Here is a 14653-nt window from a genome sequence, read left to right as displayed (position 1 = left end):
GAAGTGACTGTCAAAGTTGGAATCAACGGTTTCGGCCGTATCGGACGTAACTACTTCCGTGCTGCACTCGCACAGGGCGCAGACATCGAAATCGTTGCCGTAAACGACCTCAGCGACACCAAGGTGCTCGCACACTTGCTGAAGTATGACTCGGTAACTGGTCGTCTGGATGCAGACGTATCGCACGATGCTGAGAACATCATCGTCAACGGCAAGAAGATCAAGGTGCTCGCAGAGCGCGACCCTTCTGACCTCGGCTGGGGCAAGCTCGGCGTTGACGTCGTTATTGAGTCCACTGGTCGCTTCACTGACAGCGCTTCTGCTGGCAAGCACATTGCTGCTGGTGCCAAGAAGGTTCTGATCTCTGCTCCTCCCACCGGCGATGACATCCCCACCTTCGTAATGGGTGTTAACAACGAGAAGTACAACGCGGCTACTGACCACGTCATCTCGAACGCATCCTGCACCACCAACTGCCTCGCACCTCTCGTGCAGGTATTTGACAAGGAATTCGGCATTGTGACCGGTCTGATGACCACTGTTCACGCTTACACCGCTGACCAGAACCTGCAGGATGGTCCTCACTCTGACCTGCGCCGCGCACGCGCTGCAGCGATCAACATTGTTCCTTCCTCGACTGGTGCTGCAAAGACCATCGGTAAGGTCCTTCCTGAACTCAACGGCAAGCTCGACGGTTTCGCACTGCGCGTACCCGTACCCACCGGTTCGATCACTGACCTCACCATCCAGGTTGAAAAGCCCATCACTGAGGCTCAGGTCAAGGCTGCATTCAAGGCTGCTGCAGAGGGTCACCTCAAGGGCATTCTGAAGTACACCGAAGACGAGATCGTTTCTAGCGACATCGTGACCGACCCACACTCGTCGATCTTCGACGCTGGTCTGCTCCGCATCTTGGGCAACCAGGTCAAGATCTCAAGCTGGTACGACAACGAGTGGGGTTACTCCAACCGTCTCGTCGACCTGACTGAGTACGTCGGCGAACAGCTCTAAAGAAGGTAATTCAATATGGCACTTCGCACCCTTTCCTCACTCGGTTCGCTTGCTGGCAAGCGCGTTTTGGTCCGCTGCGACCTCAACGTCCCGCTCAAGGATGGTGTGATTACTGACGACGGACGTATCCGTGCGTCTCTGCCAACATTGAACGCTCTGCTCGATCAGGGCGCCCGTGTCGTGGTGATGAGCCACCTCGGGCGTCCTGACGGAGCACCAGAGGCTAAGTACAGCCTCGAACCCGCAGCAACTCGCCTCGGTGAATTGCTCGGCAAGCCTGTTGCTTTCGCTACCGACACCGTCGGTGACTCGGCAACGGCCACGGTTTCTGCTCTGGCTGATGGCCAGATTGCTGTTCTCGAGAACCTGCGTTTCAACCCAGGGGAGACCGCCAAGGACGAAACTGAGCGTGGCGCATTCGCTGCACAGCTCGCAGAATTGGGTGACGTTCTCGTCTCTGATGGCTTCGGTGTTGTTCACCGCAAGCAGGCTTCTGTCTACGACCTGGCCAAGCTGGTTCCTAGCGCAGCAGGTCTGCTCATCGAGACTGAACTCGATGTTCTCGATCGCCTCACCGAAAACCCAGAGCGCCCCTACACGGTCGTTCTCGGTGGTTCTAAGGTCTCTGACAAGCTCGGTGTGATTTCCCACCTGCTTCCTCGCGTCGACACCATCTTGGTGGGCGGCGGCATGGTCTTCACCTTCCTCGCGGCTCAGGGCTACAAAGTCGGTGCCAGCCTTCTTGAGGTTGACCAGCTCGACACCGTTCGCGGTTACATCGCAGATGCGGAAGCGCGTGGCGTGAAGATCATTCTTCCTACCGACATCGTGATGGCTAGCACGTTTGGCGCAGATGCAGAGCACGTCATTGCTCCTGCAGACGCCCTGGAAGACACCGCTTTTGGTGCAACAGGGATGGGCCTCGACATTGGACCCGACACCGGCAAAGCATTCGCTGAGCAGATCAAGGCATCCAAGACAGTGTTCTGGAATGGCCCTGCAGGTGTGTTTGAAATTCCTGCCTTCGCCGAAGGCACTCGCGCAATTGCTCAGGCACTGACGGAAGTCGACGGCCTCAGCGTTGTCGGTGGCGGCGACTCAGCTGCTGCTGTGCGCATTCTTGGTTTCGCAGATGACCAGTTCGGTCACATTTCAACCGGTGGTGGAGCCAGCCTCGAATTCCTCGAGGGCAAGCGTCTACCTGGCCTGGAGGTCCTCGGATGGTAAACACTCGTACCCCGCTTATCGCGGGTAACTGGAAGATGAACCTGGATCACCTCCAGGCAATCGCCTTCGTTCAGAAGCTGGCATGGACCCTCAAGGACGCCAACCACAAGTACACCGACGTTGAAGTTTCGGTCTTCCCACCCTTCACCGACATTCGTTCGGTGCAGAACCTGGTTGAAGCAGACAAGCTCGAACTCGCTTACGGGGCTCAGGACATTTCCATGCACGATTCCGGCGCATACACCGGTGAGATTCCTGGTGGATTCCTCAAGGCACTGGGCTGCTCTTATGTGATCATTGGTCACTCAGAGCGTCGCCAGTACCACGGCGAGAACGACGAAATCGTGGGCAACAAGGTCAAGGCTGCGCTCAAGCACGGTGTCGTTCCTGTTCTGTGCGTGGGTGAAACCGAAGCAGAGCTTGAAGAGTTTGGTCCTTCTGCTGTTCCTGTGGCACAGCTGAAGAAGGCACTCGAGGGTGTCTCTCAGGATGCAGACATCGTGATCGCTTACGAACCTGTCTGGGCTATCGGCACCGGCAAGGTCGCAACCGAAGAGCAAGCAGAAGCTGTCTGTGCTGCAATTCGCGTGGCACTGGGAGAAGTTCTGGGTGACGCTGCAGCGCAGCGCACTCGCATTCTCTACGGCGGTTCGGTCAAGGCCAACAACATCGCTGGCTTCATGCGTCAGCCCAACATCGACGGTGCTCTCGTCGGTGGTGCCAGCCTGGACGTTGCTGAGTTCTCGAGCATTGCTCGTTTCCAGAAGCACGTTATCTAGTCGGGTAGACTGTAGCTATGGAAATTCTTCAGATTGTTCTGCAGGTGCTGCTCGGCATCACGAGCCTGCTCCTCACCCTGCTGATCCTCCTCCACAAGGGTCGCGGTGGCGGCGTCTCCGATATGTTCGGTGGCGGCATGAGCTCGACTCTGGGATCCTCTGGTGTGGCTGAGCGTAACCTCAACCGCATCACCATCATTTTGGGCCTGATCTGGATTACTTGCATCATCCTGCTGGGCCTCATTACTAAGTTCCAAGGAGCATAACTATGGCATCCGGCGGAAGTGCAATCCGTGGCTCGCGCGTTGGCGCGGGACCCATGGGAGAACAAGATCACGGTATTCACGCAGAACGTATTGCTATCTCTTACTGGGATGCTCTCGGTAACGAGACAGTACGTTACTTCGCAGCAAACCTGCCTGAAGAAGAAATTCCTGAGATCATCGACTGCCCACAGTCTGGTCTTCCCGCAGGTCGCGACAAGGCAAACCCACCTGAGCTTGCCAAGCTTGAGCCTTACAAGACTCACCTTGCCTATGTGAAAGAACGTCGCACCGAGGAAGAGGCTGAGCAGATTCTCGAAGATGCTCTTCACCAGCTTCGCGTCCGCCGCGGAACGGTCAAGCCCACTAAGTAGCTTCATATAGCCCCTGAGAAATCAGGGGCTATATTTTTATCTGTTCCTAACGAAGAAAGAGTCGCCTTGTCTGACCTCGTGATTCCAGTTGCTGGCTTGCTCTTTGATAACGACGGTGTCCTTGTCGACAGCCATGGTGCTGCTGTTGAAGCCTGGGATGCCTGGTCGAAGAAGTTTGCCCCGGATTTTGACTGGAGCGATCGCTCGAATGCAGGGATCCGCGCAGAGGACATGGTTCGCAGGCATGTCGCGGATGATCTCTATGACGAAGCTGTTGCCTATATTCACCAGCTTGAGCAGGATTCTTCTAGCCTGACCAAGCCGCTGCCAGGTGCTGTTGAGCTCCTCACCTCACTCACTCCGGGGATGTGGACTGTCTGCACCTCAGCTAACCCGCGTTTAGGTGCTGCACGACTGCGTGCTGCTGGTTTGCCCGTTCCTGCCGAGTTGGTCTCGTCTGAAGACGTGGAACTCGGCAAGCCTTACCCTGACCCTTATCTGCGCGGAGCGCAGAACTTAGGGTTAGCGCCAGGGGAGTGCATTGTCTTCGAAGATGCTGCTGCCGGTATTCAGGCAGGTCTCGCTGCTGGTGCCGCACAGGTGATCGGTGTCACACAGGTAGCCCTGGATACCGATGTGAACATCGTCGTGAAAAGCCTTGAGGGTGTGAGTTACCACGATGGTGCTCTCCACATTCCTGCCTCGAGCAGGCTGCGCTAGCTAGTTCTCGTCGATGAGGCGAGCTGCTGCTGCCTCGTCCGTGAAGAACACAGTCTCTTCAATGCCCTCAACGGCGCTCACAGGCGCTTCTGAGGCACTTTCAGAGGTGAAAGCGGCATAGATCGCATCTGCCTTGTCCTCGCCAGAGGCGACGATCCAGACGTTCTTGGAGTTGTTGAGTGCAGGCAGTGTCAGGCTGATGCGTTCTGCCGGTGGCTTGGGGGAGTTGCGCACGGCAATCACAGCACGGTCATCGACTTCGATGCCTTCTAGACCGGGGAACAAGCTAGCGATATGCGCATCAGGTCCCACGCCTAAGAACGTGATGTCGAACTCAGGGAGTTCTGGCCAGTACTTCGCTAGTTCATCGTCATAAGCGTCAACTGCCTCATCCAGCGTCATTCCTGCGTCAGAGGCAGGCATGCGGTGGACATTCTCTGCGGGGATAGGGAGGCGGTGGATGAGAGCAGCTGTTGCCTGTCCCTCGTTGCGGTCAGCGTGACCGGCAGGAACGAAGCGCTCGTCGCCCCACCACAGGTGGATTCGAGACCAATCCAGCTTGTTGCTGGGGTCAATGTTTTCCAGCAGTGCGATACCGACGGTTCCACCGGTCAAAACGACGTGAACAGCGGGCTGTTCCACGAGGAGTTCTTTCACGGCTTCTTCAAAAATCTCATCAATGTTGTCGATGAGTTCTTGCTTGTCTGCATACGCTTCGAGCGTGGTTTCTTCGCTCACTTGGCGGTCACAATGATCTGGGGCAAGCCTTCAGTCACAACGCGGCCATAGACCTCATCAGGATCAAGACGACGCAGTTCCTCAGCCAAGCAGTCACGTAAGCTTCTGCGGGGCATCGCAATCTCGTGCGTGGGCTGGTTGGGTTGCTTCAGGCGTGCTACGGATGGCTCAACTCGGGTGAGCTCGATGTCGCCGGAAGGGCGAACCAAGCGAACGCCGTGGATGCCGCCCCAGCTCAGGCCAGTGTGAGTGAGATCGCACGAGACGGGAACACCCAGTTGCAGTTGCAACCACGCGGCCAGCATCTTCGCCGAGGGGAAGTCTGGTGTGGAGGTGACGTGAGCTTCGGTGATGGGCTCATAAGGTGGCTGGTCGAGAACAGCAGCGAGCTGGGTTCGCCACAGAGTCAAGCGAGTCCAGGCAAAGTCTGCATCGCCAGGGGCATAGGTCTTGGAAAGATCGGCTAGAGCCTCGATGGGGTCTGCCTGCGATGCTGCATCGGTGATGCGGCACTGCGCGATCTTGCCCAGAGGAGATTCAGAAACCTTCTCAGGAGCAGCACCTGGCCACCATGCCACCACAGGGGTGTCGGGAAGAAGCAGGCCGGTGACGAGACCCTGCTCGTCCGAACCAACTTTGCCATAGGCGCGTAAGACAATAACTTCACTGGCTCCTGCGTCACCACCGACGCGGACTTCCGCGTCGAGACGGTTCGAAATGGAGTGTTCTGGTTCAATCACTGAGAGCACAATGACGCGCATAGGGTGCTCGCGAGATGCTTCATTTGCCGCGGCAATGGCCTCTTCTTCTTCGCCAATGGTGGTGGAGATGAGAAGGGTGAGCACACGACCAAGCGCAACAGCGCCACCTTCTTCGCGGAGGTTGACCAGTTCCTTGGCAACCTTGGCGGTGGTGGTGTCGGGGAGTTCGAGGATCATGGACGTCTCCAAACGCGGCCGTCACGGGCCATGAGGGCATCTGCAGAGGCAGGACCCCAGGTTCCTGGAGCGTATTGCTCAGGCTGTCCTTGGGTCTCCCAGAATTCTTCGATCGGGTCGAGGATCTTCCAGCTCAGTTCCACCTCTTCGTGACGGGGGAACAGGGGTGGATCGCCGAGCAAAACGTCCAGAATCAGACGCTCGTAAGCTTCGGGACTGGCTTCGGTGAAGGCGTGGCCGTAACCGAAGTCCATGGTCACATCGCGCACCTGCATGCCCGCACCTGGGACCTTAGAGCCGAAACGAATGGTGACACCCTCATCGGGCTGGACGCGAATAACCAGTGCGTTCTGACCGAGGGCAGAAGTTTGGTGGTCTGCGAACAAGTACTGAGGTGCTCGCTTGAACACCACGGCAATTTCGGTCACGCGGCGACCAAGACGCTTGCCGGCGCGGAGGTAGAAAGGAACACCAGCCCAACGGCGGGTTCCGATGTCCAGGCGCATAGCCGCATAGGTCTCTGTCACAGACTGAGGGTTCATGCCCTCTTCGTCCAAGAAGCCGACAACTTCTTCGCCGCCTTGCCAACCGCTGGCGTATTGGCCGCGGGCTGTTGCTTCGCCGAGGTTTTCTGGCAAACGCACAGCAGCTAGAACCTTTTCCTTCTCTGCACGAAGATCTTCAGCCTCGAACGAAATGGGCTCTTCCATTGCAGTCAACGCGAGAAGCTGGAGGAGGTGGTTCTGGATAACGTCACGAGCAGCGCCGATGCCGTCGTAGTAGCCAGCACGGCCGCCCACGCCAATATCTTCTGCCATGGTGATCTGGACGTGGTCCACGTGCTCAGCGTTCCAGAGGGGTTCAAACAGCTGGTTGGCAAAGCGCAAAGCCAGGATGTTCTGAACAGTCTCTTTGCCGAGGTAGTGGTCAATGCGGAAGATTGAGTCTGCCGGGAACACAGATTCGACAACCTTGTTGAGTTCACGAGCGGTCTTGAGGTCACTACCAAAAGGCTTCTCAATGACAACACGGCGCCACTGGCCTTCGACTTCATCCGCGAGACCAGCACGCTTGAGCTGAGAAACAACCTCAGGGAAGGAGCGGGGAGGAACAGAGAGATAGAACGCATGGTTGCCCATGGTTCCACGCTTCTCATCCAACTCTGCGATGGTCTTCTTCAGGCGATTAAACGCCTTGTCATCGTTAAATTCACCCTGAACAAAGCGAATGCCCTTGGCGAGCTGATCCCAGACTTCCTCGCGGAACTCCGTGCGGGCATACTGCTTGACTGAGTCGTGAACAATCTGTGCGAAGTCTTCGTCTTCCCAGTCGCGGCGGGCAAAGCCCACAAGTGCGAAGCCGGGAGGAAGGAGACCACGGTTTGCGAGGTCATAGACCGCAGGCATGAGCTTCTTACGTGCCAAGTCGCCGGTCACGCCGAACAGCACCAGCCCACAGGGGCCTGCGATGCGGTTCAGTCGACGGTCTTCGGCAACGCGGAGAGGGTTGTTCTCCGGAGTGATGTCAACAGGTGACATGAAGGTCCTTTAGTTGAAGGCTGCGAACAGGTGTTCGAGTTCAGTGTTGGGGTTAGTCAGAGTGAGAGTCAGAACGGGTCGACCGTGGTCGGCCAGAACGTTGGCATCACCTGCAGCCTGGGCAGCAATGAGCTGACCAAAGCTGAAGGGACGCTCAGGGATGACAACGTCACCCTCTGGTGCCTGAAGGATCTGGATGAACACACCCACTGCTGGGCCACCCTTGTGGAACTGACCGGTGGAGTGCAGGAAGCGAGGTCCCCAACCGAAGGTCACGGGGCGACCAGCACGGGCTGCGACGAGGTCGCGAACGCCGTGAAGCTGAGGGTAGTTTGCGCGGTCCACGTAGGCCTGAACGGAGAGGTAACCATCTGCAGGGAGCTGCTCAAGAACAGCAGTGATTGCTTCCCGAACAGTTTTGGCATCGCCAATGCTTCCGTGAGCGCGAACTTCGATGCCCTTTTCGACAAAGAGTGGCTCGGTGGCTGCAGGGCGGTTATCCAGAAGTGCACGAGCAGCAATCTTTGCTGATTCCACATCAGGCTGGTCGAAGGGGTTGATACCCAGCAAACGGCCTGCAACAGCTGTTGCATACTCAAACACCATGAACATGGCACCCAGGGTGCCCGAGACGAGGATTTCACCTTCGTGCTTGTCACGGTTGAGCAGGTGGAACTCGTGAGCGTCATCCACCAGGCGCAGCACCTGAACATCTGCATAGCCTGCAGAAAGTTCGGGGGAGACGACATCGAGAACAACAGGAAGAATTCCTGTGCCTTCCTTACCGGTTGATTCAGCAATGAGCTGTTCTGCCCAGTCGGGGAAACCAACCAAGTGAGTGCCGTCGGTGACGAGAGCAAGCTTGTTTTTCAACGGTGAGGTGCCCGCAATTGCTGCACCAAGGATGAGACCGGGATTCTCTGGCTGGTCAACAGCGAGATCCAGTGTGATTGCTTCTGCCTCATTGAGAAGCTCAGCAATGTCCACACCAGCGAGACCAGATGGAACGAGCCCGAAAGCTGTCAGTGCTGAGAAGCGACCTCCCACGTTGGGGTCTGCATTGAAAACGCGGTAACCGGCTTCACGAGCAGACTTGTCCAGAGGAGAACCTGGGTCGGTCACGATGATGATGCGCTCGAGAGGGTCGATGCCCACAGCAGCGAATGCAGCTTCGTAGATGCGCTTCTGGCTATCAGTTTCCACAGTTCCACCGGACTTGCTGGAGATGACCACGGCAGTGGTGTGCAGGCGGTCGGTGATCGCTGCCTTAATCTGGCCAGGCTCGGTTGAGTCGAGAACAGTTAGGTCAGCCTGCATGGTTGCAGTGATGACTTCAGGAGCCAGTGAGGAGCCACCCATGCCACCTAAGACAATGTGGTTGATGCCCTGTGCGCGCAGTTCATCACGCAGTGCCTCAATCTCTGCCACAAGTGGACGAGAGATGGATACCGACTCGGTCCAGCCCAGACGAATAGCGGATTCTGCCTCAGCAGCCTTGCCCCAGAGTGCGGGGTCCTGAGCAGTGATGCTCGAAGCTACAAGGTCAGCAACGAGCTGGGGGACGTGCTTCTCAACAGCTGCTTCTGCAGCTCCAGATACTTTGATGCGGAATGACATTTATGCTCCAGCCAAAGCGGTGTTGACGGTCTCGAGGAGTTCGCCCCACGAGATGATGAACTTGGAAACACCCTCAGACTCGAGGACGTTGGTGACGTCCTGGAAGTCGACTCCGACAGCAGCAAGAGCTGCAAAGACAGCCTTGGAGTCTGCGTAGTTGGGGGTGATGGTGTCACCGGTGACCACGCCGTGGTCGAAGGTGGCATCCAGAGTCTTTTCAGGCATGGTGTTCACGATGCCCGCAGCAACCAGTTCGGTCACGTAGAGAGTGTCGGGGAGGGCAGGGTCCTTGACGCCGGTGGAAGCCCAGAGGGGACGCTGCACGTTGGCACCGTTGGCCAGTAGTGCTGCTGCGCGCTCAGTGTCGAACATGTCCTCGAAGAGTTCATATGCCAGGCGAGCATTAGCAAGACCAGCCTTGGACTTCAAAGCCAGAGCCTCAGGTGTGCCAATGGCGTTCAGGCGGTTGTCTACCTCGGAGTCCACGCGGGAAACGAAGAATGAACCAACTGAGTGGATCTGTGAAAGGTCATGGCCGTTAGCCTGCGCCTTCTCGAGTCCTGCAAGGTAGGCATTGATGACTGCTTCGTAGCGCTCGAGCGAGAAGATCAGGGTCACGTTGACCGAGATGCCCGCCCCAATAACTTCGGTGATGGCGTCCAGACCTGCAAGGGTTGCGGGGATCTTGATCAGAGCGTTGGGCTTGTTGACCTTTGCCCACAGACGCTTTGCTTCTTCCACGGTGCCAGGAGCATCGTGAGCAAGTGTGGGGGAAACCTCGATGGAAACGCGGCCGTCAACGCCCTGGGTTGCGTCGTAGACACCACGGAAGATGTCGCAGGCATCTGCAACGTCATCGGTTGTGATGTCGAAGACTGCTGCCTCTGCATCTGCACCCGCAGCTGCGAGCTTCTTGACCTGTGCTGCATAGCTCTCACCGTTGGTGAGGGCGCCAGCGAAGATGGTGGGGTTGGTCGTGACGCCCACTACGTTCTTCTGGGCAATGAGTGCCTGAAGGTTGCCAGAGGTGATGCGCTCACGGGAGAGGTCATCGAGCCAGATGCTGACGCCGGCTGCGGACAGTTGTGCGGTGGGGGTGTTCGACATGAACGTTGATTCTCCAGTAATTGAGGGGGAGCGGATCAGGTTGTGGTGTGTATGTGAAGTTGTAACCCGGGGCCAAGAAAGTTATTCCTGACCCCGAGTGAAGTGTTACTGAGCTGCGATGGATTCTTTTGCAGCAGCGACGGCGGCATCGGTGGTGATGCCGAACTTGGTGAACAAGGTCTTGTAGTCAGCCGATGCACCAAAGTGTTCGATCGAGACGCTGCGGCCAGCGGTTCCGACGATCTTGTCCCAGGTCAATGAAAGGCCTGCCTCAATGGAGACGCGAGCCTTCACTGCTGCTGGAAGAACGCTCTCCTGATATGCCGCAGGCTGCTCGTAGAACCACTCGAGGCAAGGAACTGACACCACGCGGGCGTGAATGCCTTCGCTTGCAAGCTGTTCGCGAGCGGCAACAGCAAGCTGAACCTCAGAACCGGTGGCGATGAAGATGACGTCAGGCTTTCCGTTGGCTGCGTCCACGAGTGTGTAGGCACCCTTGGCAGTCTCGCGAGCGTGAGCAAAGGTGTCGCCAGTGGCAGCGCCTTCACCACGAGTGAAAACTGGAATGTTCTGACGAGTCAGAGCAATACCAGCTGGTCCGTTGCGACGCTCGAGGATGGTCTTCCAGGCGTAGGCAACTTCGTTGGCGTCTGCGGGGCGAACCACATCCAGCTCAGGAATAGCGCGCAAGGTGGCGAGCTGCTCAATGGGCTGGTGAGTGGGGCCGTCTTCACCGAGAGCCACAGAGTCGTGGGTCCAGACGAAGATCGAAGGCACCTTCATCAGCGCTGCCAGGCGAACAGCAGGGCGCATGTAGTCGCTGAAGATGAGGAAGGTTCCACCGTATGCGCGGGTCTTGCCGTGAAGAGCAATACCGTTCAGGATGGCGCCCATGGCGTGCTCGCGGATACCGAAGTGGAGTACGCGACCGTAGTTGTCACCGGTCCACTCGTGGGTTGACCACTGAGCAGGAACGAAGGACTTAGAGCCTTCTAGCGTGGTGTTGTTGGACTCGGCAAGGTCCGCAGAACCACCCCAGAGCTCAGGGATTACTGCACCCAGAGCATTGAGCACCTTGCCAGAGGCGGCACGGGTGGACACTTCAGTGCCACCTTCAAAGACGGGAAGTGCTGCCTCGACGCCATCAGGAAGTTTTCCAGCTTCGAGGCGATCGAGGAGTTTCTTGTTCTCAGGGTTAGCTGCAGCCCAAGCGTCGAAGCTCTTCTGCCATTCGGCGCGCTCAGCAGCGCCCTTGGTCACTGCCTTGCGGGTGTGCTCGATAACCTCGTCGGCAACCTGGAAGCTCTGCTCAGGATCGAAGCCAAGAACTTCCTTGAGACCCTTGAGCTCGTCTGCACCCAGAGCAGAACCGTGAATCTTTCCAGTGTTCTGCTTCTTTGGCGAAGGCCAACCAATGATGGTCTTGAGGATGATGAGTGAAGGCTTGTCGGTAACTGCCTTGGCTGCCTCGATAGCGTCGTTGAGAGCGGCTACGTCCTCAACATAGACACCGGTCTTTTTCCAGTCCACAGTCTGGACGTGCCAGTCGTAGGACTCGTAACGCTTGGCGACATCTTCGGTGAAGGCAATGGTGGTGTCATCTTCGATCGAGATCTGGTTCGAGTCGTAAATCGCGATGAGGTTACCCAGCTGCTGGTGGCCAGCAAGCGAGGACGCTTCTGCGGTGACACCTTCTTGAAGGTCACCGTCACCGGCAATGACATAGACGAAGTGATCGAAAGGGCTCTTACCTGCAGCTGCGTTGGGATCAAACAGACCGCGCTCGAAGCGAGATGCGTAGGCAAAACCAACGGCAGAAGCCAGGCCCTGTCCGAGTGGGCCGGTGGTGATTTCCACACCCTTGGTGTGGCCATATTCGGGGTGACCGGGGGTCAACGAGCCCCAGGTGCGCAATGCCTTGAGGTCATCGAGTTCGAGGCCGTAGCCGTTCAAGTACAGCTGGACGTACTGAGTGAGCGAGGAGTGGCCAACCGAAAGAATGAAGCGGTCGCGGCCAATCCACTGGTCATCCAGGGGGTCGCGGCGCATGACCTTGTTCCACAGCAAGTAGGCGGCAGGAGCGAGGCTCATGGCGGTACCGGGGTGACCGTTACCCACCTTCTCTACTGCGTCTGCGGCGAGTACACGCGCGGTGTCAACTGCCTTGTTGTCTAGTTCGGACCAGTCGAGCTGCGCCATGTTTATATCGGCCTTCCGTATTACCGCGGGGGAGGTGAGGGAGAAATTACGATGACTGGAAATTACAGCCATGCACGCCGAATAACGGCTCCTCTAAGTATAGGCGTGCGCAGGCTTACGCTGGCGGGGAACGTGCCATATGTCGAACCTTTACCTCCCGTAGACTTGAGGCTCTCGCGCACTCATCACTTGAGGACTTATGAACGCTTCCGAATCTGGCACCACAGCGGTGTCCAAGGTCGGTTTTAAGCGCAAAGTTGCGGCGTATGTTTCGCTAACCAAGCCTCGCGTGATGGAACTGCTTCTCGCAGTGACCATTCCGACCATGTTTTTGGCTCAAGAGGGCATCCCTAACCTGTGGTTAGTTCTCGTCGTTCTCCTCGGCGGCATGATGAGCGCCGGTTCTGCCGGAACCTTCAACTGCTACATCGACCGCGATATCGATCGCGTGATGAACCGCACCAAGGGTCGCCCTCTGGTTACCGGTGAGATCTCTGACCGTGAAGCCATTGTTTTCGCCTGGGCATTAGCAATTATCTCCACAGTGTGGTTCTTGCTCTTTACGAATGTGTTGGCTGCTTCGCTGTCCGTCTCGGCGATTGCCTTCTACGTCATCATTTACAGCTTGGTTCTCAAACGCCGCACCCCACAAAACATTGTCTGGGGCGGTGCTGCCGGCGGTTTCCCCGTGCTCATTGGCTGGGCTGCGGTCACAGGCAGTCTGACGTGGACCCCTGTCGTTTTGTTCCTCATCATCTTCTTGTGGACACCACCGCACTACTGGCCTTTGTCATGGCGTTACCGAGAGGACTACAAGAACGCCAACGTTCCCATGCTCACAGTGGTGCGTGGACGTGTCACCGTTGGGCTTCAGATTGTTCTTTATGCCTGGGCAACCTTTGCGGCAACTTTGCTGTTGGTGCCTATTGGTCACATGGGTTGGACGTACACCGCTATTGCGACTGTGTCCGGTATCTGGTTCTTAGCAGAAAGCCACATGCTTTACTCACGCGCTCTGCGCGATGAAGACCCCAAGCCCATGCGCTTGTTCCACTTCTCTAATGGCTACTTATCGCTGATATTCCTTGCGGTAGCCATTGATGCTCTGCTGCCTTTCTAGCTGAGCAGAACTGCTAGCTGACCGGCTTCCGCAGGTTCAGCAGCACATTCGTTACCGCAATGGTGACGAGGCATGCCAGGAGCATGTGCAGCCCCACCAGGAGCTCAGGCAGTCCCATGCGTGATTGGGCAATGCCCACCATGATTTGTGCCGCGTTGACGACCAAGAGCGCGATCACAGCATTGCGAAGAGAAGCCGATTTCTGGCGGATGGCAAGAAGCAGTGTGACCGCAGCTAGTCCTACGGCGATATATGCGGGGTAGGAGTGGATGTGTTGCAGTAGTTCACTGTTGAGGCCATTACGGGGAGCCTCAGCATCACCTGCGTGTGGTCCAGACCCAGTGGTGAGCACGCCTACACAAATGGTGATGAATTGGAAGGACGCCATCATCCACGCACATGTGATGGTGACCCCGGAGACAGCGCAGGTCCAAGGTCCATTGCCGTTGTATGCGTTGAAGACCAGCACGGTAGACAGAACAACCATGGCGATCGAGACGATGAAGTGCAGGCCTACAACGTATGGGTTCAACTGAGTGAGAACAGAGATACCGCCGATGACAGCCTGCGCGGGGATACCTAAGCCGATCAGCAGAGTCAGCCAGAACAAGTCGCGGCGCTGTTTACGCATACGCAGAATCAGAGCAAACGTCACAATCGCGACAATGACCAGAAGGAAGGTCAGGAGGCGGTTACCAAATTCGATAATGCCGTGAATACCCATCTCGGGGGTGTTCACCAAGGAGTCTTCAGTGCAAGTGGGCCAGGTGGGGCAGCCTAAGCCGCTGGCGGTAAGGCGTACAGCGCCACCTGTGACGACAATCAACGTCTGAACAACCAGCGTTACCCACGCTGCGATACGGACCTTGCGGTCAACCGTGGTGGGGAACCAGTCGATAAGTGTTCTCACGATGGGAATAATCCTTTGGTGAATAGTTGTTGTTCGCTCAGGAAGAACTTATTTACCCTGTCTTTACCAATGAAGTAAGGCTAGGCTAAGTAAGTTCAATGTGATCGTGCGT

Annotated in this window: 14 protein-coding genes; 7 read left to right on the top strand and 7 right to left on the bottom strand. The window is 57.0% G+C overall.

Features of this window, described 5'->3' with window-relative positions:
- Positions 1 to 3 precede the first annotated feature (3 nt).
- The 6 genes from gap to M2118_RS04770 all read left to right on the top strand — a co-directional run bounded on the left by gap (position 4) and on the right by M2118_RS04770 (position 4374).
- Positions 4 to 1011, top strand: a complete 1008-nt coding sequence (gene gap, locus M2118_RS04795; RefSeq protein ID WP_280794803.1) for a type I glyceraldehyde-3-phosphate dehydrogenase — start codon at positions 4 to 6, stop codon at positions 1009 to 1011.
- Between the two features lie 15 nt (positions 1012 to 1026).
- The gene (locus tag M2118_RS04790) at positions 1027 to 2238 is read left to right on the top strand and encodes a phosphoglycerate kinase (protein ID WP_280794802.1); all 1212 of its coding nucleotides are present in this window, start codon (positions 1027 to 1029) and stop codon (positions 2236 to 2238) included.
- The gene (gene tpiA, locus M2118_RS04785; protein WP_280794801.1) at positions 2232 to 3017 is read left to right on the top strand and encodes a triose-phosphate isomerase; all 786 of its coding nucleotides are present in this window, start codon (positions 2232 to 2234) and stop codon (positions 3015 to 3017) included. The genes M2118_RS04790 and tpiA overlap by 7 nt, the downstream gene beginning before the upstream one ends.
- Before the next feature lie 17 nt (positions 3018 to 3034).
- Positions 3035 to 3283 carry a preprotein translocase subunit SecG gene (gene secG / locus M2118_RS04780; protein WP_280794800.1) on the top strand — a complete coding sequence of 83 codons (249 nt, stop codon included), beginning with the start codon at positions 3035 to 3037 and terminating at the stop codon, positions 3281 to 3283.
- 2 nt (positions 3284 to 3285) lie between these two features.
- The gene (locus M2118_RS04775; protein ID WP_110233133.1) at positions 3286 to 3654 is read left to right on the top strand and encodes an RNA polymerase-binding protein RbpA; all 369 of its coding nucleotides are present in this window, start codon (positions 3286 to 3288) and stop codon (positions 3652 to 3654) included.
- A gap of 66 nt (positions 3655 to 3720) precedes the next feature.
- On the top strand, positions 3721 to 4374 hold the full coding sequence (locus tag M2118_RS04770) for an HAD-IA family hydrolase (RefSeq protein WP_280794799.1): 654 nt from the start codon (positions 3721 to 3723) through the stop codon (positions 4372 to 4374).
- Here the strand turns inward: M2118_RS04770 and pgl are convergent, their stop codons facing one another.
- From pgl to tkt, 6 genes are all read right to left on the bottom strand, one after another.
- Entirely contained in the window at positions 4375 to 5112 is a 738-nt protein-coding gene (pgl, locus tag M2118_RS04765; protein WP_280794798.1) for a 6-phosphogluconolactonase, read from the bottom strand. It abuts the gene before it with no gap.
- Positions 5109 to 6050, bottom strand: a complete 942-nt coding sequence (locus tag M2118_RS04760; RefSeq protein WP_280794797.1) for a glucose-6-phosphate dehydrogenase assembly protein OpcA — start codon at positions 6048 to 6050, stop codon at positions 5109 to 5111. The genes pgl and M2118_RS04760 overlap by 4 nt, the downstream gene beginning before the upstream one ends.
- A complete protein-coding gene (zwf, locus tag M2118_RS04755) occupies positions 6047 to 7588 on the bottom strand; it encodes a glucose-6-phosphate dehydrogenase (protein WP_280794796.1) in 1542 nt (513 codons plus the stop codon). The genes M2118_RS04760 and zwf overlap by 4 nt, the downstream gene beginning before the upstream one ends.
- Positions 7589 to 7597: 9 nt before the next feature.
- Positions 7598 to 9205, bottom strand: a complete 1608-nt coding sequence (locus M2118_RS04750; RefSeq protein WP_280794795.1) for a glucose-6-phosphate isomerase — start codon at positions 9203 to 9205, stop codon at positions 7598 to 7600.
- Positions 9206 to 10312, bottom strand: a complete 1107-nt coding sequence (gene tal, locus M2118_RS04745; protein ID WP_280794794.1) for a transaldolase — start codon at positions 10310 to 10312, stop codon at positions 9206 to 9208. It abuts the gene before it with no gap.
- Positions 10313 to 10417: 105 nt separating this feature from the next.
- On the bottom strand, positions 10418 to 12511 hold the full coding sequence (gene tkt / locus M2118_RS04740; protein ID WP_280794793.1) for a transketolase: 2094 nt from the start codon (positions 12509 to 12511) through the stop codon (positions 10418 to 10420).
- A gap of 199 nt (positions 12512 to 12710) precedes the next feature.
- Between tkt and M2118_RS04735 the strand changes: the two genes are divergently transcribed.
- A complete protein-coding gene (locus M2118_RS04735; RefSeq protein WP_280794792.1) occupies positions 12711 to 13631 on the top strand; it encodes a heme o synthase in 921 nt (306 codons plus the stop codon).
- A 13-nt stretch (positions 13632 to 13644) separates the two neighbouring features.
- On the opposite strand, the gene M2118_RS04730 is transcribed toward M2118_RS04735, so the two are convergent.
- Positions 13645 to 14541 (bottom strand): COX15/CtaA family protein, encoded by an 897-nt coding sequence (locus M2118_RS04730; protein WP_280794791.1) that lies wholly within the window; start codon positions 14539 to 14541, stop codon positions 13645 to 13647.
- Positions 14542 to 14653: the final 112 nt, after the last annotated feature.

Origin of the sequence: Aurantimicrobium minutum (genome assembly GCF_029892845.1) — a bacterium.
GTDB classification, from domain to species: Bacteria; Actinomycetota; Actinomycetes; order Actinomycetales; family Microbacteriaceae; genus Aurantimicrobium; species Aurantimicrobium minutum_B.
The sequence above is the reverse complement of the archived record's forward strand: the minus strand, read 5'-3'. Positions and strand labels throughout refer to the sequence as shown.